The following is a 26879-nucleotide window of genomic DNA, read 5'->3' on the forward strand; positions in this document are numbered from 1 at the left end:
CTCCGGGGAGTGGTCGTCCGGGGTTTCAGACACCCACCCGGTGAGACAGCTGGTTTTTGGACCCCGCGTCGGGTGTGCTTGAAGCATGGAAACCAGCAGCACCCTTGCCGTAGACGTCAGCCCCACCCCTTGGACGGGCCGCTTTGACGGAGACGGAACCGAACACCGCCGCTGGTGGCAGGCGATAGCACCCCTGACGTCGTCCGTTCCCGCAACGGCCTCGCGTCCCGCCGTCGTGCTTGGTTTTTGCAGCGATGCCGGAGTCCTGCGCAACAAAGGCCGAGTGGGTGCTGCTGCGGCGCCGGCCGCCATCCGCACGGCGCTGGGTCCGCTGGCGTTCCACCTTGACCGTGACGTGTTCGACGCCGGTGATGTGGTGGTGGAGGACGACTCACTGGAAGCGGGCCAAGAGCGCGCCGGACTCGCCATTTCGGGACTGCTCGACGCCGGAAACCTCACCGTGGTGCTCGGCGGCGGCCACGAGACCGCGTTTGCCAGTTACCTTGGCGTGGCCGGTTCTGACGTGGTTAGCGGAAAACGGCTGGGTGTCCTGAACCTTGATGCCCACTTCGACCTGCGGGACGAACCCACGCCGAGCTCGGGTACGCCGTTCCTCCAGATGGCCCACGCAGAAGCCGCCGCCGGGCGGGAACTGCAGTACGCCGTCGTCGGAATTTCTGAGCCGAACAACACGCGCACCCTCTTCGATACCGCCGATCGCGTGGGAGTGAAGTACCTGCTGGATGAGCTGTGCACCCCCGAGGCAGTGGAGATTTTTGTTGCCGATTTCCTGGCAGGCGTGGACGTGTTGTACCTGACCATCGACCTCGATGTGATGCCAGCATCGGTGGCCCCTGGGGTGAGCGCACCCGCCGCCTATGGCGTGCCTTTGCCGGTGATCAGTGCGGTCTGCCGGCAGGTTGCTGCCAGTGGGAAGCTCCTCCACCTGGACGTAGCTGAGCTGAATCCCGCGTTCGATATCGATCACCGCACTGCGAAAGTGGCTGCGCGGCTGGTGAACACGCTCCTCGCCTAGCTTTTCCCTTTTCCAGCCGGCGTCCGCCGCCTACTCTGTGGGGAGGGAAGGATGGCGATGCGCGGAACTCCTGTGCAGGACAAGTGGGCCTGGGTGGCCGGGCCGACGGCTGTGGCTCTGGGACTCGCAGCGCACATGTTCGCGGGCGGAAGCGCTCCTGCCATACCCGTCCTCCTGGCATTCGCCGCGCTGTGTGCCCTGGCCGCCCAGCTCGTTTCCCGCTGGGTGCACGGGCCGCTGCTGCTGCTGTTCCTTTCCGGATTGGCACAGCAGTTGCTGCACTTCGGCTTCGAGGCTTTCGGAGGGTACTTTCCCGGCAGCGGATTCCTGGACCACTTGCACGGCGGCCAGGTCATAGGGGGTGTGCCGGGCGGGGATGTGCCGGGCGGCACCGCATCCGGTGGCGGCGACATTCACCTCCTCCTCTACACCCACATGGCGGCTGCGATCCTCACGCTGCTGGTGGCCGCAGGCGTGTCCAAGCTGGCAGCGCAGAAACGTGAAGAGCCGCTTCGACGTGAGAACCACAGCCTCTGACAAGCCAGTCCTGCTGAGCTGAGCACAGGAGCGAGGCAGCTATGTTTTCAGTCAATGGCATACGGACTCTTCCGCGGGGCCCGTCCTTTGTACTGTTTGGCCTGTCAGGCTGCTGCCAACAAAGGATATGGATATGACCGAGGGCCCGTTGAAGAAATTGTCGGATATCCGGATCCGGGACCCGTTCATCATGGAGCCCACACGTGGCTGGTACGTACTGTTCGGTACCACGGATGAGAATGTGTGGGGCGGCCCTGCCACCGGATTCGATTGCTACACCAGTGATGATCTGGAGCACTGGAACGGTCCCCTCCCTGCGTTCCGACCGCCTGAGGGCTTCTGGTCCGACTCGCAGTTCTGGGCTCCTGAAGTCCACGCCCATGCGGGACGCTATTTCTTGTTCGGCACGTTCGTCGCCAGCGCCTCCCAGGTGCGCGGAGTCGCGATCCTGGTCGCAGACGAGCCCACCGGCCCCTTCCAGCCGTGGAGCGACGGCCCCGTCACACCTTTGGGAGTTCCCTGCCTTGACGGAACTTTTTTCTTGGACGATGAGTCCCGGCCATGGCTGGTGTACAGCCGCGGAGCGGAAGCCACCGCCGCAGGAGAACCGCCGCTGGCGGATGGCGAAATGTATGCCATGCAGCTCTCCGACGACCTCAAGGAAGCGGTCGGTAATCCGCAACTGCTCTTCCGGGCATCCTCCGCGTCGTGGAGCAAGCCCCTGCGTTTTCCGGAGGGCGTTGAGCCACCCCCTGCGCTGCGGCTCGCCAAGGACCCGCTTTTCACGGATGGGCCCTTCATACGCCGGACGTCCACAGGGAGTCTCCAGATGCTGTGGTCCAGTTTTGGCGACGAAGGATATGCCATGGGAGTAGCCAACTCACCTACCGGCACCATTCTTGGACCGTGGATCCAGGAAGACACGCCGCTCTGGGCACGCAACGGTGGCCATGGAATGATCCTGAGCGCCTCCGACGGATCTGACTACCTGGTGTTCCACACTCCGAACGACTCACCTCACGAACGCACCACCCTCCTTCGCATTGAGTCGCCCAAAGGCGTCCACAGCTTAACGGGCAGCAACCTTGCGCAACGCTGAGTAGCCCGGCGACGGCCTGCGTAGCGCAGCGAAAGGCCGCGAAATGAACATTGATCCGGCCGCACTGAGACGCCTAGTGTCGTTTGCACGTGGTGTACCCGAGAGGCCAGGGAGCTGCCTGCAAAGCAGCGTACGCGGGTTCGAATCCCGCCACCACGTCCAAGGGATCCCGAGGCCCGGAACCCCCTCCGCGAAGTGGCATTTAATGGCAATGTTTCGCTCAATCATTGCCATTAAATGCCACCTCGCGGGAGCATGAGGGGAGGCGCAGGGACTTTGCCGACCGCAACAGCACGGCCGCTCCTTTGCGCAGCGGAGGCGCAGCACCATGTCACCCAGCATCGAGGCGGCGGACGGATTCCTGACCGACTACTACCAGCACGTGGCAGAGGACGACGTCCGCAGCTACACGCCGGAAACGCTGCTGGAACGGGCCCGCTACCACCGGTCTTTGGCCGAGCGGCGGGAGCCTGGGCAGGACGTGATCGGAATCCTGCATGAGCCCGACGCCAGCGTGGTGTCGATCGTCAGCGATGACATGCCCTATCTGCTGCCATCCGTCACCGCCGAAATCGCCCGGGACACCGCATCCATCCGGCTCCTGGTCCACCCCACCTTCACCGTCACCCGCGACCCAGCCACCCATCGCCTGACCACCATCCACAGGGCGCCTCAGCGCATCGGGCTGCCCACCGGCGTCGAACCTTCAGCTGCCGGCGGCAGTCCGCAGTTGCCCACCCCATACGAAGAGCACGACGGCGGACCGCTCGCCGAAGCGTGGATGGCAATCGACGTCCCCCGGCTCCCGGACGACGCGGCCACGGACCGCCTGGTGGCCCGGCTCCGGAGGGTCCTGCTCGACGTGCGGGCGGCCGCAGAGGACCATGCTGCAATCCATGAGGAATTGGCCCGCGAGGTGGAGGCGTTGACCGAGGTGAGAGGCTCGGGTCCTGAAACCAGGGAGGCCAAGGAAGCCCGCGAGCTGCTGCAATGGCTGGGTGAAGGAAACTTTGTGTTCCTCGGGTATCACGGGCGCCGGGGGCTGGGCGTGCTGCGGGATCCGGTGGAGGTGGACCAAATGGACCACGCGGAACCCCGGCTACTCACCCTCACCAAGTCCACCCAGCGCTCCACGGTCCTGCGCCCCGCCTACCTGGACGAAATCACGGTGCAAGCGGCCGGGACTACGGAACGAGGTGCCGCTGAACACGGTACAGATCAGCACCGCACCGCCCGGCACAGCTTTGTGGGGCTCTTCGCCCCCAGTTCCATGGCACATTCAGCCCTGCAGATTCCCGTCATCCGCGACACAGTAAACGAAGTGATCCGGGCGTTTGGCTACCCGCCCGGCTCGCATCACGGCAAGGAACTTCTGGCCGTGATGGAGGGATATCCCCGCGATGAGCTGTTCCACATCGACTCCGGGCAACTGGCCGACCATGCCCGCGAGATCCTGCGCCTCCAGGAGCGTCACAGCACCAGGTTGTTCCTCCGTCCGGACTCCTATGGGCGGTTCATGACCGCGCTCGTGTTCCTGCCACGCCGCCGTTACAGCACCGCCGTTCGGCTCAGCATTGAACGTGAACTTCGCGAGGCCTTCGGTTCGGACGCCATCGAGTTTGAGCTTCGTTTGGGCGAGTCCGCCATGGCCCGGGTGTTCTTCCGGGTGCTCCTTCCGCAAGCGGCTTCGACGCACGGCGGAACGCCCGGCGGGCCGTCCGGCCGGACGCCCGGCGGGACACCCGGCGTCGTGGATGCCGCAATCCTGGAGCCTCGGATCATCGCCGCCACCAGGACCTGGGCACAGGGTCTGGCCGAGGCGCTGCAGGCGCGGTATCCCTCAGAAGAGGCGGTGCGGCTCTCCCGTGAGTGGGCCGCCGCGTTCCCGGCCAGCTATAAGGCCGATTTTGAGGTGGAGGACGCTGTTGAGGACATCTCGGCGTTCGAGAGTTTCCCGGCCACTAACGATCCGGAACCCGATCCCCTGCTGACCGTTTATACGAGGCCCGGCACCGCTGTGCTCAACGAGGACGCCCGGATCCGGCTGTATCTGACCCGCCCCAGGAGCCTCACCCAGATTCTCCCGTTCTTCCACAACCTCGGCTTGAAAGTCCTGGACCAGCGGCCCTTCGACGTGCAGCGTGGAGACGGCAGGCAGTTCTTCCTGTACGACCTCGGGCTCAAGTACCCGCGCGGCGTGGATCCCCTGACGACGGGCGAATTGCTGGCGGGCGCGTTCTGCGCCGCCATGCGTGGCGACGCGGAGTCTGACGCCTTCGATGCGTTGGTCATCAAGGAGGGCATCGACGGGCGGAGAGTGTCCATTCTGCGCGCTTACGCCAAGTACTTACGGCAACTGGGGAGCACCAACTCGTACGGATTCATCGCTGACACGCTCCGGACCAACCCCCAGGCGACACACGCGTTGCTGGAACTCTTTGAGGCGAAGTTCAACCCGGACAGTTACGCACCGGACCTGTTTGATCCTGAGCTCGCCCACCGTTCCGGGGCCACATCCCTTGGCGATGTTTTCGAGGAGGGCAACAGTGGGCTGAGTCATCGGACGCAGGCAATCCACACTGCCAGGGCCACCCTGGCCGAAGCCATCGACGCCATCCCGGTCCTTGACGCCGACCGTCTCCTCCGGACGCTCGCGAGCCTGGTCGATGCAACCCTGCGCACCAATTTCTACCTGGACAAGCCGTATATCAGCATCAAACTCGATCCCTCCGGGCTCCCGGCGGCCCCACCGCCACGGCCACGCTTCGAGATTTGGGTTTACTCACCACGGGTTGAAGGGGTCCATTTGCGCTTCGGTCCAATCGCCCGCGGTGGCCTCCGATGGTCTGACAGGCGCGAAGATTTCCGAACCGAAATTCTGGGGTTGGTCAAGGCGCAAACGGTCAAGAATGCAGTGATTGTTCCTACCGGGGCCAAAGGTGGATTCTTCCCCAAATGGCTCCCCGACCCGGCGGAGGACCGCGCTGCCTGGCTCGCGGAGGGCCAGGACAGCTACCGGACTTTCATCCGCGGCCTGCTGGACGTCACGGACAACCTGGTACCGGATCCCGACGGCGGCAGCAACGGTCGCGTCATCACGCCACCCCGGGTGGTGCGGCACGACGGCGACGACTACTACCTGGTGGTCGCTGCAGACAAAGGGACCGCTGCCTTCTCCGACATCGCCAATGCCGTTGCGGCGGAGTACGCTTTCTGGCTGGGGGACGCTTTCGCATCGGGCGGATCGGTGGGCTACGACCACAAGCAGATGGGCATCACCGCCCGGGGTGCATGGGTTTCCGTTCGGCATCACTTCAGTGAGCTCATGATCGATTCCAGGGCTGAGGACTTCACAGTGGTGGGCATCGGCGACATGAGCGGTGACGTTTTCGGCAACGGCATGCTCCTGTCCAACCACATCAAAATGGTCGCTGCCTTCGACCACCGGCACATCTTCCTGGACCCCACGCCGGACCCGGTCGAGTCCTATGCGGAGCGGGAGCGGCTCTTCAGGCTCCCCCGATCCAGCTGGGCCGACTACGATCCCGCCAAGCTGAGCCCGGGAGGCGGTGTTTTTCCGCGGACGGACAAATCCATCCTCATCACCGACGAGGTCAGGCTCGCACTGGGTTTGGATGAAGGCGCCGAGCCCACGGGCCAGTTGGCAATGAGCCCGCCGGACCTTCTCAAGGCGATCCTTATGGCGCCGGTGGACCTTTTGTACAACGGCGGAATTGGCACCTACGTCAAGGCGTCCACGGAGTCCCATGCCGACGTCGGAGATAAAGCGAACGACGCCATCCGCGTCGATGGCAACAAGCTCCGCACCCACATCATCGCCGAGGGTGGAAACCTTGGCGTCACGCAGCGCGGCAGGATCGAGGCTGCGCTGACGGGCATCCTGGTGAACACCGATGCGATCGACAATTCGGCGGGCGTGGATTGCTCGGACCACGAGGTGAACATCAAGATCTTCCTGGACCGCATGATTTCAGCAGGCAAGATGACCGCATCGGAACGGACGGCGTTCTTGCAGTCCTTGCAGGCGGAAGTTGGCCGGCTGGTGCTCAAAACCAATGATGAGCAGAACGTCCTGCTCCTCAATGACAAGCAACTGGCCGTCGAATGGAGCCCCAGCTTCGAAAGGACCATGGACTGGTTGGAATCCGTAACGGACCTGGACCGGGAACTGGAGTCCCTCCCCAGTAACGGCGAACTGCAGGCGCGCGTCCTCACTGGCAAGGGTCTGACCACTCCCGAGCTCGCCGTGCTGGCCGCCTACGCCAAGATCGAGCTCGCCCGGGAGCTCACGGAAGGCGGACTCGCTGATGATCCATGGTTCTCGGAAACACTGCGCGAGTACTTCCCCAGGCAGGTCGCGGAGCGGTTCGGCGAACATCTTTCAACGCATCCGCTCCGCCGGCACATCGTTGCCACCGTGGTGGCCAACGACATGATCAACATGGGCGGTATCGCCTTCGCTTTCCGGGCCATGGAAGAAACCACGGTGTCCGCGGCCGCCGTGGCGCGCGGGTTCGTGGTGATGCGGAAGCTCTGGGATCTGGACTCTGTCACCCAGGCAATTGCCCAACTACCGGCCACTACGCCCAGCGAGCACGGTGCCGCAGTGGCCCTGGACATGCGACGCCTCCTGGACCGGTCGGTGCGCTGGTACGTCACCCACGATTTCCGCGACAAGCCCCTTTCCGATGCTTTGGCCCGGCTGGAGCAACCGATGTCCCTGATGCGGGCCAACTTCACGGGTTTCCTGCACGGCATCAACTTGGCACACTCCCAGAAGCGGCTCGCCCACACCGATGCCGTTGGCTTGCCCCACAGTTTGGGAATCCGAGCATCTGAGCTGCTGGTCAGTTACGGACTGCTGGACATCTCGGCCATCGCAGAGGAACTCCAGGAGCCGGCGGAGGCCGTGGCGGAGGTCTACTTCGCCGTCTTCGAACGGATTTCGGCCATCCCGCTGCTGGAACACATCACCATGCTTCCGCGTGACACCCATTGGGAATCCCTGGCCCGGGCTGCACTCAGGGATGACATGTACCTGGTTCTCGCCGACATGACCAAGGCGGTGGTCCGGCATACTCCACGGTCTCCGGTGGCCGCTGATCCTGTGGACCGGATCGTGGATTGGGAGCACGGAAACATCGAGCAATTGGCGCGGGTCCAAGAGACCATCCGGGAGGCCATTAAGCCCGGTCCGGTGGACATCGCTGCTCTTTCAGTAGCCGTGAAACTCCTCCGCGCCATGGTTCGGAGATGAGACGCAGGTCACCTAGCTGCCAGTCATCTTACATATTTTCGGCGCTCACCAACTATGATTGACGGGTCGCCCTCGCATGCGGCATGTAATAGGAGGCCCCCAATGACCCCTGCAATGATTGCAGAACGCGAAATTCGCCTGTCCTTCTCGAAGGCAGACGAGATCCACGACGGACTCGACCGCGCCGTGGATGCCCTGATCGAAAACGCAGCAGCAGACGCTGCCTGCGGAATTCTGGTGACGCGCCACGAGCCCGGCACCTACACCGTGGCTCTGGACGAATCCGTTCCCTTCGGTCAGACCCGCGAAGTAATCGCTGCCTGATACCCCAACGTATTTCCGGCAGCGACGCCAAAAACCGGGGCCCGTTCCTTTCCGCATCTACTACCCGCGGAAGGGAACGAGCCCCGGTTTCTGTTTATCTGCTACTCCACCCATGTAGGTCACAATTAGGCGCGTTTTGAGCGGCCAAAACGCGCTCAACTGCGACTCAGTTGGGTGCCTATGCCCGGCGGAGAGTCACGCCGTCGGACTTCATGAACAGTTCCTTGCCTTCTTCAGTAACACCCGAGCCGGAGTGCTCGAGCCACACCACATTTCCACTGCTGGAGATTTCCTCGACCCTGCCGGTGGCTATCACGTGGGCATACTTGACCACTTCCACCGCCTCGCCAACGTTCAGCGTCTTCCAGTCCGTAACCGTAGCCGAGTGAGCGCTTCGCCTGGACAGGACTGCTCCGCGTGCCTTCATTGAACTTCTACCCCTTTGTGGATGTTCTCTGTTGTGTATTGAGTTGTTAACGGTTGACCGTCAAGCCCACAACACCGTTGTTGTGGACGTGACGTACACCATAAGTTCTACTACATTTGCCACGCCCCGGCGCTTGCGTTGCGAACAAAGACCGGGGCGTGACAAAGATGCCCATCAAATGAGCGTTTTATTCGACGTCAGGCCAAAATCCCGACGGCGGATTCGGCGGCCGCGCGGACCGCACCCGAGCCGACCAAACGGTCAGCCGCTTCCAGTTCCGGCGACAGGAACCGATCAGCACCCGGGCCCTGAACTACTTCACGAAGCACCTCAAGCACTGCCGTACCGGCGGGACCCGGGGTGAGTTCGCCGTCGGACATTTGCGTCCGCATGTCGATGGCGCGGGCGCTGGTGACAAGCTCGACGGCGAGCACGCGGCGAAGGTTCTCCACGGCCTTGCGCAGCTTCCGGGCGGCGTGCCAGCCCATGGATACGTGGTCTTCCTGCATGGCGGAGCTCGGGATGGAGTCCACCGAAGCCGGAACCGCGAGGCGCTTGTTGTCCGAGACCAGGCCGGCCTGCGTGTACTGGGCGATCATGAGGCCGGAATCGACGCCCGGGTCTCCCGCAAGGAACGCCGGGAGACCGTGCGAGCGGGCGGGATCGAGCATGCGGTCCGTGCGTCGTTCGGCGATGGAGCTGAGGTCCGCCACGGCGATGGCCAGGAAGTCCAGGACGTAGGCCACGGGAGCGCCGTGGAAGTTGCCGTTGGACGTGACGCGGCCGTCCGGGAGGACCACCGGGTTGTCGATCGCTGCGGCGAGTTCGCGGGAAGCCACCAGTGCGGCGTGGTCCACGGTGTCGCGAACGGCGCCCGCAACCTGAGGGGCACAGCGCAGCGAGTAGGCGTCCTGGACCTTGGTGTCGTTGATCCGGTGGGAAGCAACGATCGGCGAGTTGGACAGCACGCGGAGCATGTTGTCCGCGCTGGCGGCCTGGCCGGGGTGCGGCCTCAGTGCGGCGTGGAGCTCCGGCAGGAACACCTGGTCAGTGCCGAGCAGTGCCTCGACGCTGAGCGCGGCGGTGACGTCCGCCGTCGCAAGCAGCAAGCGGATGTCGGCGATGGCCATCAGGAGCATGCCGAGCATGCCTTCGGTGCCGTTGACGAGGGCCAGGCCCTCCTTCTCAGCGAGTGTGACAGGCTCGATGCCATGCTGCGCGAGCAGCTCAGCAACAGGCGGCTTGCCAGCGGTTCCGTACAGTTCGCCGTCGGGACCCATTGCTTCGCCTTCGCCCATGAGGACCAGCGCGCAGTGGGACAGCGGTGCGAGGTCGCCGGAGCAGCCGAGCGAACCGAATTCGCGGACCAGGGGGGTGATGCCGGCGTTGAGGACGTCCACCATGGTCTGGAGAACTACGGGGCGGACGCCCGTGCGGCCCGACGCGAGGGTCTTGGCCCGGAGGAACATGATGCCGCGGACCACTTCGCGTTCCACGGCCGGGCCCATGCCGGCAGCGTGGCTGCGGATCAGCGACTTCTGCAGCTGGGTGCGGAGGTCGTTGGGGATGTGGCGGTTGGCCAGCGCGCCGAAGCCCGTGGAGATACCGTACGCCGGGACATCGCTGGTGGCGAGATCGTCAATGTGGGCACGAACCTTGGCCACGTTGTCCAGGGCATCCTGGGAGATGGTCACCTTGGCGTCGTGGCGTGCGACGGCGACGACGTCTTCCGGGGTGACGCCGCTGGAGCCGAGGGTCACGGTGAGCTGTTCGTTGGAGGTGATGGTCATGGTGTTGCCTACTTCTCGTTCATGGGGATGCGGACGCCGCGTTCGTTGGCGACTTCGACGGCGCGGTCATAGCCGGCGTCGACGTGGCGGATGACGCCCATGCCGGGGTCGTTGGTCAGGAGCCGTTCGAGCTTTTCCGCGGCCAGGTCCGTGCCGTCGGCTACGGAAACCTGTCCGGCGTGCAGGGACCGGCCGATGCCGACACCGCCGCCGTGGTGGATCGAAACCCAGGTAGCACCCGAAGAGGTGTTGATCAGGGCGTTCAGCAACGGCCAGTCAGCAATGGCGTCGGAGCCGTCGGCCATGGACTCGGTCTCACGGTAGGGAGATGCCACGGAACCGGAGTCCAAGTGGTCACGGCCGATCACGATCGGCGCTTTGACCTTGCCCTCCTTCACCAGCTGGTTGAACAACAGGCCGGCCTTGGCGCGTTCGCCGTACCCGAGCCAGCAAATACGTGCCGGCAGGCCCTCAAACTCCACCCGGTCCGCAGCAGCGTCGAGCCACTTATGCAGGTGCGTGTTCTCCGGGAACAGCTCCTTGATCGCCTTGTCCGTCACAGCGATGTCTTCCGGATCCCCGGACAACGCAACCCAACGGAACGGGCCAAGACCCTCGCAGAACAACGGACGAATGTACGCCGGGACGAAGCCGGGGAACTCGAACGCCCGCTCGTACCCGCCCTTGCGTGCCTCATCACGGATCGAGTTGCCATAATCGAACACCTCAGAGCCGGCGTCCTGGAACTCCACCATCGCCTGGACGTGGCGGGCCATGGAAGCCTGGGCCTTCTTGGTGAACCCTTCCGGATCCGCCTCCGCCTCGGTGTGCCACTCGGCCACCGTGATGCCCTCAGGCAGGTAGGACAACGGATCGTGGGCCGACGTCTGGTCCGTGACCACATCAAAGGTCACTTCCCCGGCCTTATGGCGGCGCAGCAGTTCCGGGAACACCTCCGCGGCGTTGCCCACGTAACCCACCGACCAGCCACGACGCTCGTCCTTGGCCTTCTGGACCTTGGCGATCGCGGCATCCAGATCGGTTTCGACCTCGTCCAAGTACCGCTTGCCCGCGCGGCGGCGCAGACGGGTCTCATCAACGTCCACAATCAAGCACGCGCCGTCGTTCAACGTCACGGCCAGCGGCTGGGCGCCGCCCATGCCACCACAACCACCAGTCAACGTCAGCGTCCCGGCCAACGGACCCTCGGTGGAACCCTCCGCGGCGGGTGCCGGGTGACGCCCCTCAGCAGCCAACTTGTTGCCGACGGCGGCAAACGTTTCGTACGTGCCCTGCAGGATGCCCTGGGTGCCGATGTAGATCCAGGACCCGGCGGTCATCTGGCCGTACATCATCAAACCCTCAGCCTCGAGGCGGCGGAACTCAGGCCACGTCGCCCAGTCACCGACGAGGTTGGAGTTGGCGAGGAGAACACGGGGCGCCCACTCGTGGGTGCGGAACACACCCACCGGCTTACCCGACTGCACCAGGAGGGTTTCGTCCTTCTCCATGGTTTCCAAGGTCCGGGTGATCGCATCAAACGCAGCCCAGGAACGCACCGCACGGCCCGTGCCGCCGTAAACCACCAAGTCGTCCGGACGCTCAGCGACCTCAGGATCCAGGTTGTTCATCAACATGCGCAACGGCGCCTCGGTCTGCCACGACTTGGCAGTAAGTTCAGTACCCCGGGCGGCCTTGACCGGACGGGCACCAGTAGTGAAATCGGCGGGTGCCATGGTGACTCCTTCGTCTGTGGGAAGTGTGTGGTGGAAAGATCTTCTGCTTCTACTAAAGCCCCTTTATCCCGCGGCTGGAACGGCTTTTGGAGTGGTGCTGTCCGGGATTACAGACCCGTGGACCCTCTCGCATTTGAGCGGCAATGAGCGCATGCTGGACCCATGGCAACGTACCGGGTGACGACGCTCGTGGCGGCACCGCCGGACCGCGTCTTCGCGGCCTGGACGGACCTGGACCGCTTCAAGGAGTGGATCGGGGGCGTTACGCGCGTGACTGACCTCGCAGGGTCCATCGATCAGGCCGGCAGCAGCTACACAGTGTGGTTCGGCCGCATGGCAAGCCCCACCGAAATCCTCGCCGTCCAGCGGCCTTGGCATCTCCGCACCCGTTTCGGCAACGCGATCCTGAAGGGCGAGTCGGACGTGACCTTCACTGCCGAGGGCGACGGCACGCGCATCAACCAGGAGTTCGTCACCCGGGGAGTCATCTCCGCGATTTTCGCCCGGCTTTTCGCCATGGGGTCCTACAAGGGCAGCTTCAAAGGCGAGCTGGAGGCCTTCCGGCAATTGGTGGAGCGCGACAACCCCGGGCCGGGCTAGCCGGCCTTGCCAGCCTGCCGGCCTTGCTGGAGTCCCGGCCTGCTTGTTAGCCCGCCGGGCGCCCGTGGATCCGGACCGACAGTTCGTCTGCCGCCTTCCGGATACGTGAAGCGAGCACCGGCCATTGCTCAGCCGGCACTTTGTCCTCCAAGAACGTGACGGCGACTGCCGCCGTCGGCCATCCAACGTGGTCCGTCACTGCGGCGGCGATGGAGCAGAACCCCGGCGTGATTTCACCGTTTTCCGTGGCATAGCCACGCTGCCGCACCTGATCGAGGTGAGACGACAACGCGGAGTACTTCATGATGGGGAACTCCACCTCATGCCGCGAAGTGAAGGCGGCGGCGTTTGGATACAGCGCACGGACCTGCGACTTTGGCAGGGCCGCGAGGATCGCTCGACCTGACGCCGTGAGGTGGCTGGGCAGGCGGACCCCGACGTCGGTCACCAGGCTGGGGCGGTTCTTGGCGCGTTCCTCCACGATGTAGAGGACGTCCCGGCCATGGAGCACCGCGAGGTGCGCACTCTCACCGATCACATCAACCAGTGACGCGAGCATGGGCCGCCCAAGCCGGGACAAAGGCTCCTGGCGAGAGTATGCCGAGCTGAGTTCGAAAGCGCTGATGCCGAGCCCGTATCGCTGCTCTTCGTGGAGGTGCAGGACGAAGCCGTTGGCTTCCATCACCCCCAACAGGTGGTAGACACTGGATCGCGGCAAGCCCAGTGCCGTGGCAATGTTTGACGCCGCCATCGGCCCGCGTCGCGAGGCCAGCAGCTTCAGTATCCGCAGGGTGTTCTCGGCGGCAGGGACTTTGGAAGTGGCCTTGCCCGGTGCCACTGGCGACGTTGTCATGGTTCCTCACTGCTCAGGGTTCGGGACCAGCGGACCATCGACTGTCCGGTATCCCGTACTCAAGCGTGCACCCTGCCGGGCTGCGCAGCCAACCCGTTGGGCTTGCCCGGTGTCTGGAGTGCCAGACACCGGGCTTGCCCAGGCCCCCGGTTGGGGTTCTGGCAGGGGCGGGGCCAGGCGAGGGCTACGGCTTGGGCTTGGGGGCAGTGCCCGCGGTGCCCGGCTTTACGGGTGCCGGCACCGGGACTGAACCTTTCCGACGCAGCAGGAACGTGATGGCACCGGCAGCAGCCAGGACCAACGCCGCAATCAGGCCGATGGTCCAGCCACCCAAACCGGAGGAGGAAGCAGCCAAGGGTGCGGCCGCCTCTTGCGACAAAGACTCCGCCGACGTCGACTCGCTGGGCCACGTCGCAGCCGGCGGGACGTCGACATCTGTGATGTCAGGACGTTCAGCGTCAACAGGCTCGCCGTCCGGAGCCTCCCCGGTGACGGGAAGCGCGACGGCGGAAACGGGCGCCTGCGGCCACGGCACCACAGTGGGAGCTGCTCCGAACAGTTCGGAAGAATCAACCATCGGTACGTTCAACGGAAGCTTTCCGCGCTCCTGCTCCGCCGCTGCGGCGGCTCGGGCGGCTTCAGCAGCCCTCGCTGCCTCTGCCTGACGGGCTGCTTCGGCGGCTTTCGCAGCGTCGGCTGCTATACCGGCGTCGACCGCTGCCTTGTCTGCCAACCCGGCGAGTTCGGCAAGCATGGCGTCAATCGAGGCAACGTGGGCGGCGGTGGCTTCGTCGCGCTTGGCAGCAGCAAACTGCCCGGTGGTGGCGAATGCCCGCAGGTCAGCCCGGCTGCCCTCCAGCGCCACAGTGGCGGCTGCCCGCCGTTCCGCACCCTTGTCGAGAGTGGCGTAGGCAAGGATGCGGTCGTCCAGGTCTTGCGCAGTAGCGAAACCATACTCAAGGAAGTAGCGGACATCCGCATGGTTGGTGGATCCCAGGGCAAGGTCCGCCGCCTTGTTCACGTGGCTGCCACCGAGGTCCAGCAGTTGGTAAACGCGCTGGCGGTCCGCGCCGAAAGCGGATACTCCACTTGAATCCCGCGCAATTGCTTCTGCGTGGCCCTTGGCCACGAAGTTCTTGATCGCTGCATCGCCACCCAACATCGCGGCCTCGGCTGCCTTCTTCACTTCAGGCGTGCCAACCAGTGCTAGATCCAGTGTGACCTGCCGGGCTTCCTCGATCAGCGCATCAAGGTCGACACCGGGCGCCGAAACGGTCGCCAGAAGCCCGGGCAACTCCTTGGCAGCCTTTGCGAACGTTTCCTTGAACGGCTTCTCGGAAACCGCGGTTGCGCTGTCCAGGACATTTCGCGGACCAGCCTGGGCACTGAGGAGATCACGATCAACAGTCAGACGTGTCGTGTCTGCTTTCCGTGCAGCCACGGCGGTGTTTCGCGCTTGCTCGACGGCGGTCTTCGCCCGGTCGGCGACTGCTGCGGCTCCTGCGGGGTTGGCCTTGAGATCGTCTTTGACCTGCTGGAGCAGTGCAGAAACGGCAGCCGACTCAGTGTGATGGTCGCCTGCAACGAACTGCCCGTAGCGAAGGAAATCAGCCACAATTTCAGAGTCGTCGGTTGCCAGCGCTGCCTTGGCCGCGACAGAAACGGCAGGATTCCCGGAAGCGATGAGGCCATATGCCGATTGGCGGTCTGCCATCTTCGCTTTGTTCCTCCACCCGGTCAGGACGAACTGCTCCACGGCTTTGTCGCCTTCTTCGAGGCTTTTGGACGCTTCCCGTTGAACGTGGACGTTGCCGTAGTGAAGGAAATAGGTGGTCACAGTGCGCAGGTCACCCTGCCATGTCCCCGCCCATCCCTCAGCAAGGAAGGCATCGATCCTGACCGGATCACCGGTGGCAAGGATCTTCTGGGCAACGGACCGAACATGCTCGCTCCCCCGCTCCGTCAGCTCGGTGACCAACTGCTTGCGGTCCGCTGCCAGCGGGGCGTCCTGTCCGCCGTCGACGAATGCCTGGACCGCACTTGCCCCGCCCACGAGGGCCGACGCCGCTGCGGCGCGGGTGGCCGGGCCACCCGTCCTCCACAGCTCAAGTACGCCCGCCGCGTCGGAGGCCCGTTCAACATACGGGACTGGAGCTTGCGATGCGCTGGGAACCTCAAAATCAGGAGTGTCGTAAGCCTGCGCGGGGGCTGCGACGAGCAAAGACGCGCCAGCCACAAGGGCAACAACGGCAGCGGCCCAACGGCGTCGAGTGTGACGAAGTACAGAAATCAAAAGTCCCCCATAAGGATGCGGTGGCAGCGCTGAATTCAAGGGGGGCGACGCTGAAAAGCGAGGGATGCCTGACCGGTTTGATGAGCTGTCCGCGGTCATCATATCCGAACGGAGACTATGACTTTGACCACCCTCCAAAAGCCGTCCGGTCCGCCAAAGCCGCAGTGTCTGCGATCAAAGACACCAAACCCCCGTGAGTCCGATCACAAGAGGCCCAAAAGTGATGTGCTGGATAGCGATCCCCTCCCAAAGACGAGAAGGTTTTACTATGCAACAAACCAAGCTGGCTACGGAGAGCTCTGTTCTCCAGGCCGCGGGTACGGCGCTCAGCCGAGGCCTGAACGTCCGCCACATCCGCTTCATGGCCCTCGGATCCGCAATCGGCACGGGCCTCTTCTACGGCTCTGCTTCTGCGATTCAGAAAGCCGGCCCGGCCGTCCTCCTTGCTTACATCATTGGCGGCGCGGCCGTGTTCATGGTGATGCGGGCACTCGGCGAGATGGCCGTCCGACACCCCGTTTCCGGGTCCTTCGGCCAGTACGCGTCCAAGTATCTGGGACCGTTCGCGGGTTTCGTGACCGGGTGGACGTACGTGTTCGAGATGGCCATTGTGGCCATCGCCGACGTCACTGCTTTCAGTATCTATATGGGTTTCTGGTTCCCCCAAGTGGACAGATGGATCTGGGTTCTGGCCATCATTCTGTTCCTTGGCGCCATGAACCTGCTCAGCGTGAAGGTGTTCGGCGAACTTGAGTTCTGGTTCTCGCTCATCAAGGTGGTGGCGATCATCGCCATGATCGTGGGCGGTGCGGCGATCGTGGTGTTCGGCTTCCAAACGGGCGACGGCGGCGGCGTGGCACCGGGACTGGGGAACCTGGTGAATCACGGCGGTTTGTTCCCGAACGGTTTTGAGGGGCTCCTGGCCGCGTTCGCCGTCGTGATGTTTGCCTTTGGCGGGATCGAAACGATCGGCATCACAGCGGGTGAAGCCACCAACCCCAAGAAGGTCATTCCGCAGGCTGTTAATACGGTGCCGGTCCGCGTCCTGCTCTTCTACGTGCTGACCCTGGGTGTGCTGATGAGCATCTTCCCCTGGAACGAAATCGGCAGCAGCGGCAGCCCGTTCGTCCAGATCTTCGACGGCCTGGGCATCCCGGCGGCACCGCACATCCTCAACGCTGTGGTCATTACGGCCGCGCTCTCGGCCATCAACAGCGACATCTTCGGAGCCGGCCGCATCCTGTTCGGCCTCGCTCAACAGGGACACGCGCCGAAGAGCTTCAGCAAGATTTCCCGTCACGGCGTTCCGTGGATGACCGTGGTGATGATGGGCGGCATCCTGCTGATTGGCGTCGTGCTGAACGCTGTGATTCCTGAGGACGTCTTTGTGCTCATCGCGTCGATCGCCACCTTCGCTACCGTGTGGGTCTGGGTGATGATCCTGGCGTCGCACGTGGCCATGAAACGGGAGATCAAGCGCAAGGGACTCCCGGCGTCGGAGTTCGGTTCCCCGCTGTGGCCTGCTGCGTCCATCCTGACCATGGCGTTCATGGCCATGGTGATCGTGATCCTGGGCGTCTTCGAGGACACCCGGGTAGCCCTGTATGTAGGCGGCACCTGGCTGGTTCTCCTGTTCGTCGCCTACAAACTGTGGGTCCGCGGTGGCGGCCTGCGCCGGGCAGAGTTGGTGGACGAGACCGCCGCCATCCCCGTGGTGAAGGCACCCTAGTTTCCCTGCGCCGAAACTACAGTTAATGCCAATGTTCGCGCGGAACATTGGCATTAACTGTAGTCTCGCGAGGGGCGCGCGGGGCGTGGGGCGCGGGGGCCGGCGTCTACCGGGCCGACCAGCCACCGTCCATGGTGTAGCTCGCGCCGGTGACCATACCGGCGTCGTCGGAGGCCATCCACGCTGCCAGCGACGCTACTTCCGCAGGCTCCACCAGCCGTTTCACCGCGGACTCAGTCAGCATCACCTTGGCCAGGACCTCGGCTTCGGGGATGCCGTGGAGCCGGGCCTGATCCGCGATCTGCTTCTCCACCAAGGGTGTGCGTACGTAGCCCGGGTTGATGCAGTTGGACGTGACGCCGCGCTCACCACCTTCCAGGGCGGTGACTTTGCTGAGCCCTTCGAGGCCGTGCTTGGCGGAGACATACGCGCTCTTGTAGGCGGACGCCCGCAGCCCATGGACCGACGAAATGTTGATGATCCGGCCGAACCCGTTGGCGTACATGTGCGGGAGTGCGGCCCTGATGAGGAGGAACGGGGCCTCCAGCATCAGGGCCAGGATCCGCCGGAACTCCGCGGGTTCGAACTCCTCGATCGGCGCGACCTTCTGGATGCCGGCATTGTTGACCAGGATGTCGCAGTCCAGGCTGAGTGCGGCCAGGGCGTCCACATCCAGCAGGTCCACCGTCCAGGCTGTGCCGCCCAGCTCGTCGGCGAGCGCCGCAGCTCCGGAGGCATCGACGTCGGCCACTACTACTTTCGCCCCGCGGGCGGCGAGCGCACGGGCGCAGGCAGCCCCGATCCCGCTCGCCCCGCCGGTCACCAGTGCTTTGCGTCCGTTCAAGGAGTTGTCCACGGATTCAGCCTTTCGAAGTAGATGACGTAGTCAGCCCGTGGCGGATGGCATCGGCCTCGTCCACTTCCTGCAGTGCGATGCCCTTGGTCTCCTTCAGCGAAACGACTGCGACGACGGTGATGGCGCAGGCGACCACGAGGTAGATCGCGGTGGGAACCCAGGATCCGGTGTCCTTGAGCCACTGGGTTGCCAGCAGCGGTGCGAGTGAGCCGGCGAAGATCGAGGTGACCTGTGAGCCGAGGGAGACGCCGGAGTAGCGCATGCGGGTGGGGAAGAGCTCGGACATGATGGCCGGTTGTCCGGCGTACATGAAGGCGTGCAGGCAGAGGCCGATGGTCACGGCAAGCACGATCACCACAGCGTTCCTGGTGTCGAACATGGGGAAGGCGAAGAACGGCCAGGTTGCCCCGGCGATCGCGCCCACCAGGTACACGGGCTTGCGTCCCCACGAGTCCACCAGGCGTCCCACCTGCGGGATGACCAGGAAGTGGATGACGTGGGCGATCAGGAGTGCCATCAGGAGAGAGGAGGTGTCGTACTTGTGGACGCTCTTGAGGTAGACGATCGCGAAGCTCACTACGAGGTAGTACATGATGTTCTCGGCGAAGCGGAGGCCCATGGCCTGCAGGATGCCCTTGGGGTACTTGCGGATGACTTCGCCCACGCCGTAGCTGATGGCCTTGGACTCCTCCACCTGTGCCTTGGCTTCGAGGAAGATGGGGGCTTCGGTGACGTGGGTGCGGATGTAGTAGCCAACGAACACGATCACGGCGGAGAGCCAGAATGCGACGCGCCAGCCCCAGCCGAGGAAGGCTTCGCTGCTGAGGGTGGTGGACATGACGAACAGGACCAGCGTGGCCAGGAGGTTGCCCACCGGCACTGCTGCCTGCGGCCACGATGACCAGAATCCGCGGGACTTGTTGGGGCTGTGCTCAGCCACCAGCAGCACGGCGCCGCCCCATTCGCCGCCCAGTGCGAAGCCCTGGATGAAGCGGAGTGCCACCAGCATGGCGGGTGCCCAGTACCCGATTTCCATGAAGCCCGGGAGGCAGCCCATCAGGAAGGTGGAGACGCCCACGATCACGATGGTCAGCTGCAGGGTGGGCTTGCGGCCCAGCTTGTCGCCGATCTGGCCAAACACGATGCCACCGAGCGGGCGGGCAACGAATCCGACGGCGTAGGTGATGAACGCCTGGATGATGCCGTCCAGTTCGTTGCCGGTGCTCGGGAAGAAGTACTTGCCGAAAACCAGCGTGGCGGCGGTGGCGTAGAGGAAGAACTCGTACCACTCCACCACGGTGCCCACCATCGAGGCCGCGACGATCTTCTTGAGTCCGGAACCTTCGCCGGCGCCCTTCCCTGCTTTTGATGCGGAGCGTTGCTCTACGCTCATATCCATCTCCTCAGTGTCCTCTTTGACCCTTTTGAACGTGATGTGATCCACAACACGAAATGCTCCACTGAGTATTGCCGCAGATTTGTTGTGTCTCAATGACCAAAGCAGCACTATGTGTGTGCAAAATTGCAGATATGAAGCCGAACCCGGACGACCTCCTCATCTTCCTCGCCGTCTCACGTTCAGGAAAATTTACGACGGCGGCCCAAGCCTTGGGGCTCAACCACACCACCGTTTCGCGCAGGATAGCGGCGCTGGAGAAGGCGCTGGGCGGCAGGATCCTCGCGCGTGCCTCGGGCGGTTGGGAAGTGACGGAGCTGGGCGCGGAAGCCGTGCTGGTCGCAGAGCGGATCGAGGCTGCGGTGGGCGCGCTGGGACCCAGCGACCGCGCGCCCGACCCCATTACCGGCGTCGTTCGCATGACCGCGACCGATGGCTTCAGCGCCTATATCGCAGCACCAGCGGTGGCGCGCTTGCGGAGGGAGCATCCTGGGCTGAGCGTGGAAATCGTGACGGTGACGCGAAGGGCGTTGCAGCAGCGCTCCGGTTTGGACATTGAGGTGGTGGTGGGGACGCCGCAGGTCCACCGCGCCGAAGCCATCAGGCTGGGCGAATACCGGCTGGGGATGTATGCGTCCGGCGCCTATTTGGAGGACAACGGTACCCCGTCAAGCATCGAGGAACTCACGCAGCACCAGCTGGTCTACTTTGTGGATTCCATGCTCCAAGTCGATGACCTGGATGCTCCCCGCCGGCTGGTCCCCACTATGCGCGACGGCCTGAGCTCCACCAACGTGTTCGTTCACGTAGAAGCTACCCGGGCCGGAGCAGGTGTTGGTTTTCTACCGTGCTTCATGGCCGATCGTCACGCTGATTTGGTGCGTCTCCTGCCCTCGGACTTCGCCGAGCTGCTCCCCTACTGGATGGTCCTCCGCCCGGACTCCATGCGCCGCCCCGCGGTAGCCGCCGTCGTGCAGGCACTACGGGAGGAGACTGAGCGGAGACGGGAAGAGTTGCTGGGGGCGGAATAGCCCGCCGAGGTGGGGAAAGTCAGGAACCCAGCGGGATCACCAGCGGCGTGTGGCTCACGGGATCATCGATCACGATGCACGGCAGGCCGAACACGTGCTCCACCAGTTCGGCTGTGACGACGTCGGCAGGCCGCCCCTCGGCCACCACTGCGCCGTCCTTCATGGCTACGAGGTGCTTGGCGTAGCGGCAGGCATGGTTGAGGTCATGCAGCACGGCCACCAGGGTGTTCCCCTCGCGGTTGAGCCGCCGGAACAACTCCAGCAACTCAATCTGGTGCGCGATATCCAGGAACGTAGTGGGCTCGTCCAACAGGAGCAGCGGGGTTTGCTGGGCCAGGACCATGGCCACCCACACGCGTTGCCGTTGACCACCGGAGAGCTCATCCACCAGGCGGCCGGACAACGGGGTCACATTGGTAGCTTCCAAAGCATCCACAACAGCGGCTTCGTCAGCCTCTGACCACTGGCGCAGCAACTTCTGGTGCGGGTATCGGCCGCGGGCAACGAGGTCCGCCACGGTAATTCCGTCGGGGGCGATGGATGTCTGCGGCAGCAACCCCAAGCGACGCGCGACTTCCTTGGCACCGTATGAGGAGATGCTCTTCCCGTCCAAGAGAACAGCGCCGGACGTGGGTTCCAGAAGCCGGGACAGCGCACGCAAAAGCGTCGACTTTCCGCAGGCATTCGGCCCAACAATCACGGTGAACTCACCATCGGGAATGCGCACGTCAAGTGCCTCGGACACGGTCCGGCCGGCATACCCCAGGCTCACATTCTCAGCGTGGAGCCGGGCGGAAGCCGTCAGCGGGCCAACAGAAACCGGAACATCCAACACATCAGTCACAGCAATCTCCTTCACTTCTTCGCTCATTGCCGCTTCACTTCCCGGGCAAGGAGCCACACGAGGTAGCAGCCGCCGATACTGACGGTCACCACACCCACGGGCAATTGGATCGGCGCGAACAGGTTCTGCGCCACGATGTCGCTGGCCACCAGCAGGAAGGCTCCCATAGCCGCAGAGGGAACCATGCCCACCGAGGCGGAGCGGGTCAACCGGCGTGCCAGTTGCGGGGCGGCAAGGGAGACGAACGCGATCGGACCGGCCGCCGCGGTGACCATCGCGGTCAACGCCACGCCCACCACTGCCAGAACCAGCCGCGAACCTTCCAGCCGAACGCCCAAGGCCCTGGCGGCGTCGTCGCCCATCTCCAGGAGCCCCAACCGCCTGCCGTAAAACGCCAACACGGCCAGCAGCAGCACAAAGACACCCACCACGGGCAGCACCTGGTCCCACGAGACCTTGTTCAGGGAACCGGCACCCCAGACGGCGGCGGACATGGCCTGTTCCAAGGACGCTTTGAGGATCATGAACGTGTTCACGGAAGCCAACATGGCGCTCACAGCGATGCCGGCGATGATGAGCCGGAAGCCCTGGATGCCTTTCTTGTACGCGAACACGTACACCAAAGCAGCAGTCACCAGGCCGCCCACCAGCGCACCGGCGGAGACAGCAAAGTAGCCGCCACCCATCAGCAGGATGACCACCAGGGCACCCGTGTAGGCACCGGTGTTGAAGCCGATGACGTCCGGACTTCCCAGCGCATTGCGCGTCAGCGACTGGAAAATTGCCCCGCTGACCCCCATGGCCGCCCCCAATAACAGGGCCAGGAGGACGCGGGGCAATCTCCACTCCACCACCACCATGTGCACGGCTCCGCTGGATTGACCCAGCAAAGCCGATACGACGTCCGGCACCGCAACGCTGAACTCACCCAGGCCAAGGGCGACGACGGCGAGCGCCAGGGCGGCGGCGATGAGGACGGCGGTGACAACAAGGGTACGGACGTCGACGCGCAGTGACAGCCGCCCGCCGAAGCGGCGGACAGCGAGCGTCCGCCGGCCGAAGTTGATGGAAGGCGCCTGGTCAACCGGAGTCACAGCGTGCTCACTTTCCGGCGTCGAATGAGCCATATCAGGACAGGCGCACCAATGAAGGCGGTGATGATGCCTACCTGCATTTCGCCGGGGCGGAGCACCAGCCTGCCCGCAATGTCAGAGACGAGTAGCAGTACGGGTGAAAGCACCAGGGTGTAGGCCAGAATCCAGCGCTGGTCCGGCCCGACGATCCACCGGGCCACGTGCGGAATCATGAGCCCCACGAAGCCGATGGGTCCTGCCGCGGCCGTTGCGGCACCGCAGAGCAGGGTGACGGACACGATGGTCCACACCCGGGTGCGGATGAGGTTGGCGCCGAGGGACTTGGCGGTGTCGTCGCCCATGGCCACGGCGTTAAGGGGCCGCGCAAGGGCGAGCGCTATGAGCGTCCCCACCAGGATGAACGGCGCCACGGTGGTGAAGATTTCCCACGTACGGTTGCTCAACGTCCCGGCACTCCAACTGCGCATGCTGTCGAACACGGCGGGCCGCAACAGTGTGATCCCTGACGAAATTCCGCCCAGGACTGCTCCCAGGGCAACGCCGGCAAGGGTGAGGCGGAGCGGTGTTGCCCCGCCTCTCCCCCGCGAACCGATGAAGTACACAGCAACGGTGGCAACCACGGCACCGGCGAAGGAGAACCAGATGTACTCGTGGATACTGGTCACTCCGAACAGCGCAACCCCGAGGACTACGAAGAAGCCCGCACCCGCGTTGACGCCCAGGATGCCGGGGTCCGCCAACGGGTTGCGCGTCAAGGCCTGGATCAGCGCCCCGGACAGACCAAGGGCAATGCCCACCACCACTCCGGTGACAGTGCGGGGCAGGCGGAGGTCGTGGATGATCACGTGCTCCGGCGTGCCGTTGTACGCGGTGATAGCAGGCCAGAGATGGCCCATGTCCACGTCTTTGGACCCCACCACCAGGCTTAGCCACAGAACCAGGGCCAGCGCAGCAATCGCTGAAAGCAGTCCCAGGAGGCGGTACCGGTTCACGGCCACCAACCCCGCTGGGCGCTCACGTGCAGAAGAAACCGGCACCGCGTCCTGCATGTCAGCTACCGAAGCTACAGAGGCCTCAGCAACAGAAGCTTCAGCGACAGGGCGCGGTGCCATGGTTCCGGACGCCATTTAGAGGCCCAGCAATTCGAACTTGGCGTCCTGCAGGTCCACGATTTCCTCGCGATCGCGCTTCTCGTTGGACCAAAGATCGTCGAACCATCGGCGGGTTTCGGCGTCGAGGTTTTCCCAACGCGCTTCCCAGGCTTCGCTCTTGTCCGTCCAGTAGCCGATCAGCTTGTAGGACTCTGGAGTGAGCTTCTTGTCATGCCGAAGGTACTTGCGGATCCCGCGCAGCACTTTGGTTTCGCCGGCCACCCAGATGTAGCCCACGCCGCCGGGGAGTTCCATGGAACGCAGGACCTCGTCCAGCCGGGACTGGCTATGGCCGTTGCCGCCGTAGATCCAAGCGACCTCGGTTCCAGCGCCCAGGGTCAGCTCCTGCTGGTGCGATGGGTGCTCCACCTCGATCAGCACCCGGGTCCGAACACCCGGCGGTGTCTGCTCAACCAACCGCGCGACAGCCGGGAGGCCGGTAGCGTCGGCCAGCAGGATCTGCCACTGGAGGTCGGCCGGGGGTTCGTACAGTCCGGTCGGCGAGTTGAGCCCGACGACGTCACCCACCTGGGCGCGCTGTGCCCAGGAAGCTGCCAATCCGCCGTCGTGAACGACGAAGTCAATGTCCACCGTTCCGGCGGCGGGGTCCACAGCGCGGACCGTGTAGGTCCGCATGGCGGACGGCTCCACGCCCTCGGACCAGTCCCAGGAGTCTCCGGTGGAGATGGGCAGCCGGGCCTCATGCGTGCCGGGATCGGGGAGGAAGACCCGGAGGTATTCGTCGCCGACACCCGTGGTGTCGAAGCCGGACAGGCCGGGACCGCCGAAGGTAATCCGCACCATTCCAGGCGTCAAACGGCGGGTAGCGAGGACCTCGGCCCGGTAGATGCTCATCATGGCAGGAGGGCCTTTTCGAACTTCTCCAGCAGGGCGTACTGACCGCTCGGGGAACCGTAGATCATTTCGAGGTCGTACGTGTGGATCTGCTTGTTGGCCACGAAGGGCAGCGAGGTCCACAGCTTGTTGTTGGCCAGCGGGGCGAAGGCGTCCGGGTTGGCGCCGTCCTTCTCGGGAACCTCGGTGGTGATGATGGCATCGATGCCGTTGAGCTGTTCCAACTGCTCGGCGCTCAGCTTGGAGCCTTCACCGTCAGCGAGCGGGGACACCTTCAGGCCCAGGTCCTTGATGACCAGGCACGGCGTTCCGTAGCAGCTGACCGATACCTGGTCCTCGTAGTAATCCACGGGACCAATCACCAGGTCGCTCTTGCCGGCGGCGGCCAGACGCTTCTTTACGTCGTCCACCTTTGCCTGGTACTTGTCCATCCACGCCTGGTACTGCTCCGTCTTGTCGAAGGCCTCGGCTACGGTCTTGAACTTGGTGCGCCAGTCGCTGCCGTCGAAGCCGTTGAACGTGTAGGTGGGAGCGATGTCGGAGAGCTTGCCGTCCAGCTCCTTCTCGTAGCCCAGGCCATTCAGGATGACGTCCGGCTGGGCCTTGAGGATGGCCTCGAAGTTGAACTCCGGGTAGTTGGTGAAGGGCGTGATGCCCTTGAGTGCTTCCTGGTCAAAGAAGTACGGGAAGCCTGTGTAGCCGCTGTCGCGGATGGGCTGCTGGCTGGCCAGCGGAATGCCCAGCGTAATCAGCATGTCCAGGTCTGTGGTGTACATGCCCAAAGCTTTCTTGGGCTCTGCGGGGATGCTGACCTCTTTGACCTCACTGGTGACGGTGCGGGTTTCCGATTTCGCGCTCGCGCTGGCATCGGTAGTGGCACATCCGCTCAGCAGAAGGGCTGCGGATGCCAGGGCTGCGACGGCGGCAGACATGGTTTTAGTGCGTGAAATCACTGCGGTCCTCTTGGTTCTCAGGGGAGACGGAGAGCTCCCGTTGGTGGCCGCGGCCCGATGATGGGCTTAGTCAGCGACTACCGAAGTTAGGTATACCTACCCTAACAACGCAAGGACTCCTTTGACCGCTGGAATCTATTCGGAACCGGCCAAAGAGTGATGGTTTCCGGCCTTAAGCGAGGCCACATACCAGCCAGGAGTGTGCCCCATCACCTTTCGGAACACTTGGACGAAGGCACTCGGGTTGTTGTAACCCACCCTCCTGCTGACCGAAGAAACGGGGTAACCGGCGGCCAGCAGCCCCAAGGCCACCCGCACCCTGGCATGGATGCGCCACTGCGCAAACGTCATGCCGGTTTCCTTGTGGAACAGGCGGGACAGGTTGCGGACACTGATGGCAACCTCCACGCTCCACTCCTCCAGCGAACGGTCCAGGGCAGGATCATCCAGGAGCGCCCGGGCTATGAGTTCCAGGCGGGGGTCGGTTGGCATCGGGAGCAGCATCGGCCGGGCATCCACAACATCCAGCAGCCCCACCACCACCTGCTCCGAGCGTTGACGGAGGGAGTCGTCCATATCGAAATCGCTCATGTGGCGCAACAACTCCTGCGCGGCGGCGGGCACCGTCACCGCCACTGTACGGTTCGCCAGATGGGGCACTACCTGGCCGTCAATGTGCGAGCAGTAAAACCCCGTCCCCTGAGTGGACTTCACAGCATGGACCACGCCCGCAGGGATCCAAAGGCCCAGCGTTGCCGGTACGGCGAAGAAGCCGCCGTCAGCTTCCACCGTCAGAACGCCCCGGGCACCCCAGAGCAGCTCATGGGTAGTGTGGACGTGTTCAGTCCAGGTTGCCGGCGTTGCGCACTCGAAATACTGCGTGTAGACGCCATAGACCTGGTGCACCTCCACCGCTGCCGTCGCCTGTGGCACGGTCTGTCCGGATTGCGATATAGCTTGGCGGGTCATATGGCCTTCTCGAAGTTAGGTGAGCCTT

Annotated in this window: 21 protein-coding genes and 1 tRNA gene; 9 read left to right on the top strand and 13 right to left on the bottom strand. The window is 64.1% G+C overall.

Going from position 1 to position 26879, the window contains the following annotated elements:
• Positions 1 to 85 precede the first annotated feature (85 nt).
• From hutG to RQH14_RS01365, 6 genes are all read left to right on the top strand, one after another.
• Positions 86 to 1036, top strand: a complete 951-nt coding sequence (gene hutG / locus RQH14_RS01340) for a formimidoylglutamase (RefSeq protein ID WP_311211539.1) — start codon at positions 86 to 88, stop codon at positions 1034 to 1036.
• 57 nt (positions 1037 to 1093) lie between these two features.
• Positions 1094 to 1573 carry a hypothetical protein gene (locus tag RQH14_RS01345; protein WP_311211540.1) on the top strand — a complete coding sequence of 160 codons (480 nt, stop codon included), beginning with the start codon at positions 1094 to 1096 and terminating at the stop codon, positions 1571 to 1573.
• A gap of 133 nt (positions 1574 to 1706) precedes the next feature.
• Entirely contained in the window at positions 1707 to 2672 is a 966-nt protein-coding gene (locus RQH14_RS01350; RefSeq protein WP_311211541.1) for a glycoside hydrolase family 43 protein, read from the top strand.
• Between the two features lie 88 nt (positions 2673 to 2760).
• Positions 2761 to 2834: transfer RNA gene (locus RQH14_RS01355), tRNA-Cys, on the top strand.
• 166 nt (positions 2835 to 3000) lie between these two features.
• Positions 3001 to 7950: an NAD-glutamate dehydrogenase gene (locus RQH14_RS01360; RefSeq protein ID WP_311211542.1), complete on the top strand. Its 4950-nt coding sequence runs from the start codon at positions 3001 to 3003 to the stop codon at positions 7948 to 7950.
• 102 nt (positions 7951 to 8052) lie between these two features.
• A complete protein-coding gene (locus RQH14_RS01365; RefSeq protein ID WP_311211543.1) occupies positions 8053 to 8274 on the top strand; it encodes a hypothetical protein in 222 nt (73 codons plus the stop codon).
• Between the two features lie 178 nt (positions 8275 to 8452).
• Here the strand turns inward: RQH14_RS01365 and RQH14_RS01370 are convergent, their stop codons facing one another.
• From RQH14_RS01370 to RQH14_RS01380, 3 genes are all read right to left on the bottom strand, one after another.
• Positions 8453 to 8701 carry a hypothetical protein gene (locus RQH14_RS01370; protein ID WP_311211544.1) on the bottom strand — a complete coding sequence of 83 codons (249 nt, stop codon included), beginning with the start codon at positions 8699 to 8701 and terminating at the stop codon, positions 8453 to 8455.
• 197 nt (positions 8702 to 8898) lie between these two features.
• A complete protein-coding gene (hutH, locus tag RQH14_RS01375; RefSeq protein ID WP_311211545.1) occupies positions 8899 to 10491 on the bottom strand; it encodes a histidine ammonia-lyase in 1593 nt (530 codons plus the stop codon).
• An 8-nt stretch (positions 10492 to 10499) separates the two neighbouring features.
• On the bottom strand, positions 10500 to 12227 hold the full coding sequence (locus tag RQH14_RS01380; RefSeq protein WP_311211546.1) for a urocanate hydratase: 1728 nt from the start codon (positions 12225 to 12227) through the stop codon (positions 10500 to 10502).
• Between the two features lie 162 nt (positions 12228 to 12389).
• On the opposite strand from RQH14_RS01380, the gene RQH14_RS01385 reads away from it, so the two are divergent.
• Positions 12390 to 12827 (top strand): SRPBCC domain-containing protein, encoded by a 438-nt coding sequence (locus RQH14_RS01385; protein ID WP_311211547.1) that lies wholly within the window; start codon positions 12390 to 12392, stop codon positions 12825 to 12827.
• A 46-nt stretch (positions 12828 to 12873) separates the two neighbouring features.
• Here RQH14_RS01385 and RQH14_RS01390 read toward each other — a convergent pair whose 3' ends face one another.
• Positions 12874 to 13680, bottom strand: coding sequence for an IclR family transcriptional regulator (locus tag RQH14_RS01390; protein WP_311211548.1), 807 nt, complete (start codon positions 13678 to 13680; stop codon positions 12874 to 12876).
• Between the two features lie 184 nt (positions 13681 to 13864).
• A complete protein-coding gene (locus RQH14_RS01395; RefSeq protein ID WP_311211549.1) occupies positions 13865 to 15973 on the bottom strand; it encodes an ALF repeat-containing protein in 2109 nt (702 codons plus the stop codon).
• A 268-nt stretch (positions 15974 to 16241) separates the two neighbouring features.
• Between RQH14_RS01395 and RQH14_RS01400 the strand changes: the two genes are divergently transcribed.
• Positions 16242 to 17702, top strand: a complete 1461-nt coding sequence (locus RQH14_RS01400) for an amino acid permease (RefSeq protein ID WP_311211550.1) — start codon at positions 16242 to 16244, stop codon at positions 17700 to 17702.
• Positions 17703 to 17808: 106 nt separating this feature from the next.
• Here the strand turns inward: RQH14_RS01400 and RQH14_RS01405 are convergent, their stop codons facing one another.
• Positions 17809 to 18558, bottom strand: a complete 750-nt coding sequence (locus tag RQH14_RS01405; protein ID WP_311211551.1) for a 3-hydroxybutyrate dehydrogenase — start codon at positions 18556 to 18558, stop codon at positions 17809 to 17811.
• Positions 18559 to 18562: 4 nt separating this feature from the next.
• A complete protein-coding gene (locus RQH14_RS01410; RefSeq protein WP_311211552.1) occupies positions 18563 to 19951 on the bottom strand; it encodes an MFS transporter in 1389 nt (462 codons plus the stop codon).
• A 137-nt stretch (positions 19952 to 20088) separates the two neighbouring features.
• Between RQH14_RS01410 and RQH14_RS01415 the strand changes: the two genes are divergently transcribed.
• Positions 20089 to 20985, top strand: a complete 897-nt coding sequence (locus RQH14_RS01415) for a LysR family transcriptional regulator (RefSeq protein ID WP_311211553.1) — start codon at positions 20089 to 20091, stop codon at positions 20983 to 20985.
• A 19-nt stretch (positions 20986 to 21004) separates the two neighbouring features.
• Here RQH14_RS01415 and RQH14_RS01420 read toward each other — a convergent pair whose 3' ends face one another.
• The 6 genes from RQH14_RS01420 to RQH14_RS01445 all read right to left on the bottom strand — a co-directional run bounded on the left by RQH14_RS01420 (position 21005) and on the right by RQH14_RS01445 (position 26851).
• Entirely contained in the window at positions 21005 to 21856 is an 852-nt protein-coding gene (locus tag RQH14_RS01420; RefSeq protein ID WP_311211554.1) for an ABC transporter ATP-binding protein, read from the bottom strand.
• Positions 21853 to 22956, bottom strand: a complete 1104-nt coding sequence (locus RQH14_RS01425) for a FecCD family ABC transporter permease (protein WP_396136264.1) — start codon at positions 22954 to 22956, stop codon at positions 21853 to 21855. The genes RQH14_RS01420 and RQH14_RS01425 overlap by 4 nt, the downstream gene beginning before the upstream one ends.
• Positions 22920 to 24050 (bottom strand): iron chelate uptake ABC transporter family permease subunit, encoded by a 1131-nt coding sequence (locus RQH14_RS01430; RefSeq protein ID WP_311211556.1) that lies wholly within the window; start codon positions 24048 to 24050, stop codon positions 22920 to 22922. The genes RQH14_RS01425 and RQH14_RS01430 overlap by 37 nt, the downstream gene beginning before the upstream one ends.
• Entirely contained in the window at positions 24051 to 24932 is an 882-nt protein-coding gene (locus tag RQH14_RS01435; RefSeq protein ID WP_311211557.1) for a siderophore-interacting protein, read from the bottom strand. It lies immediately after the preceding gene.
• Complete coding sequence (locus RQH14_RS01440) at positions 24929 to 25882, bottom strand: ABC transporter substrate-binding protein (protein WP_311211558.1); 954 nt, start codon at positions 25880 to 25882, stop codon at positions 24929 to 24931. The genes RQH14_RS01435 and RQH14_RS01440 overlap by 4 nt, the downstream gene beginning before the upstream one ends.
• A gap of 135 nt (positions 25883 to 26017) precedes the next feature.
• Positions 26018 to 26851 (bottom strand): AraC family transcriptional regulator, encoded by an 834-nt coding sequence (locus RQH14_RS01445; protein WP_311211559.1) that lies wholly within the window; start codon positions 26849 to 26851, stop codon positions 26018 to 26020.
• Positions 26852 to 26879: the final 28 nt, after the last annotated feature.

The organism is Arthrobacter sp. WCS2018Hpa-7, from assembly GCF_031843805.1.
GTDB lineage: Bacteria > Actinomycetota > Actinomycetes > Actinomycetales > Micrococcaceae > Arthrobacter.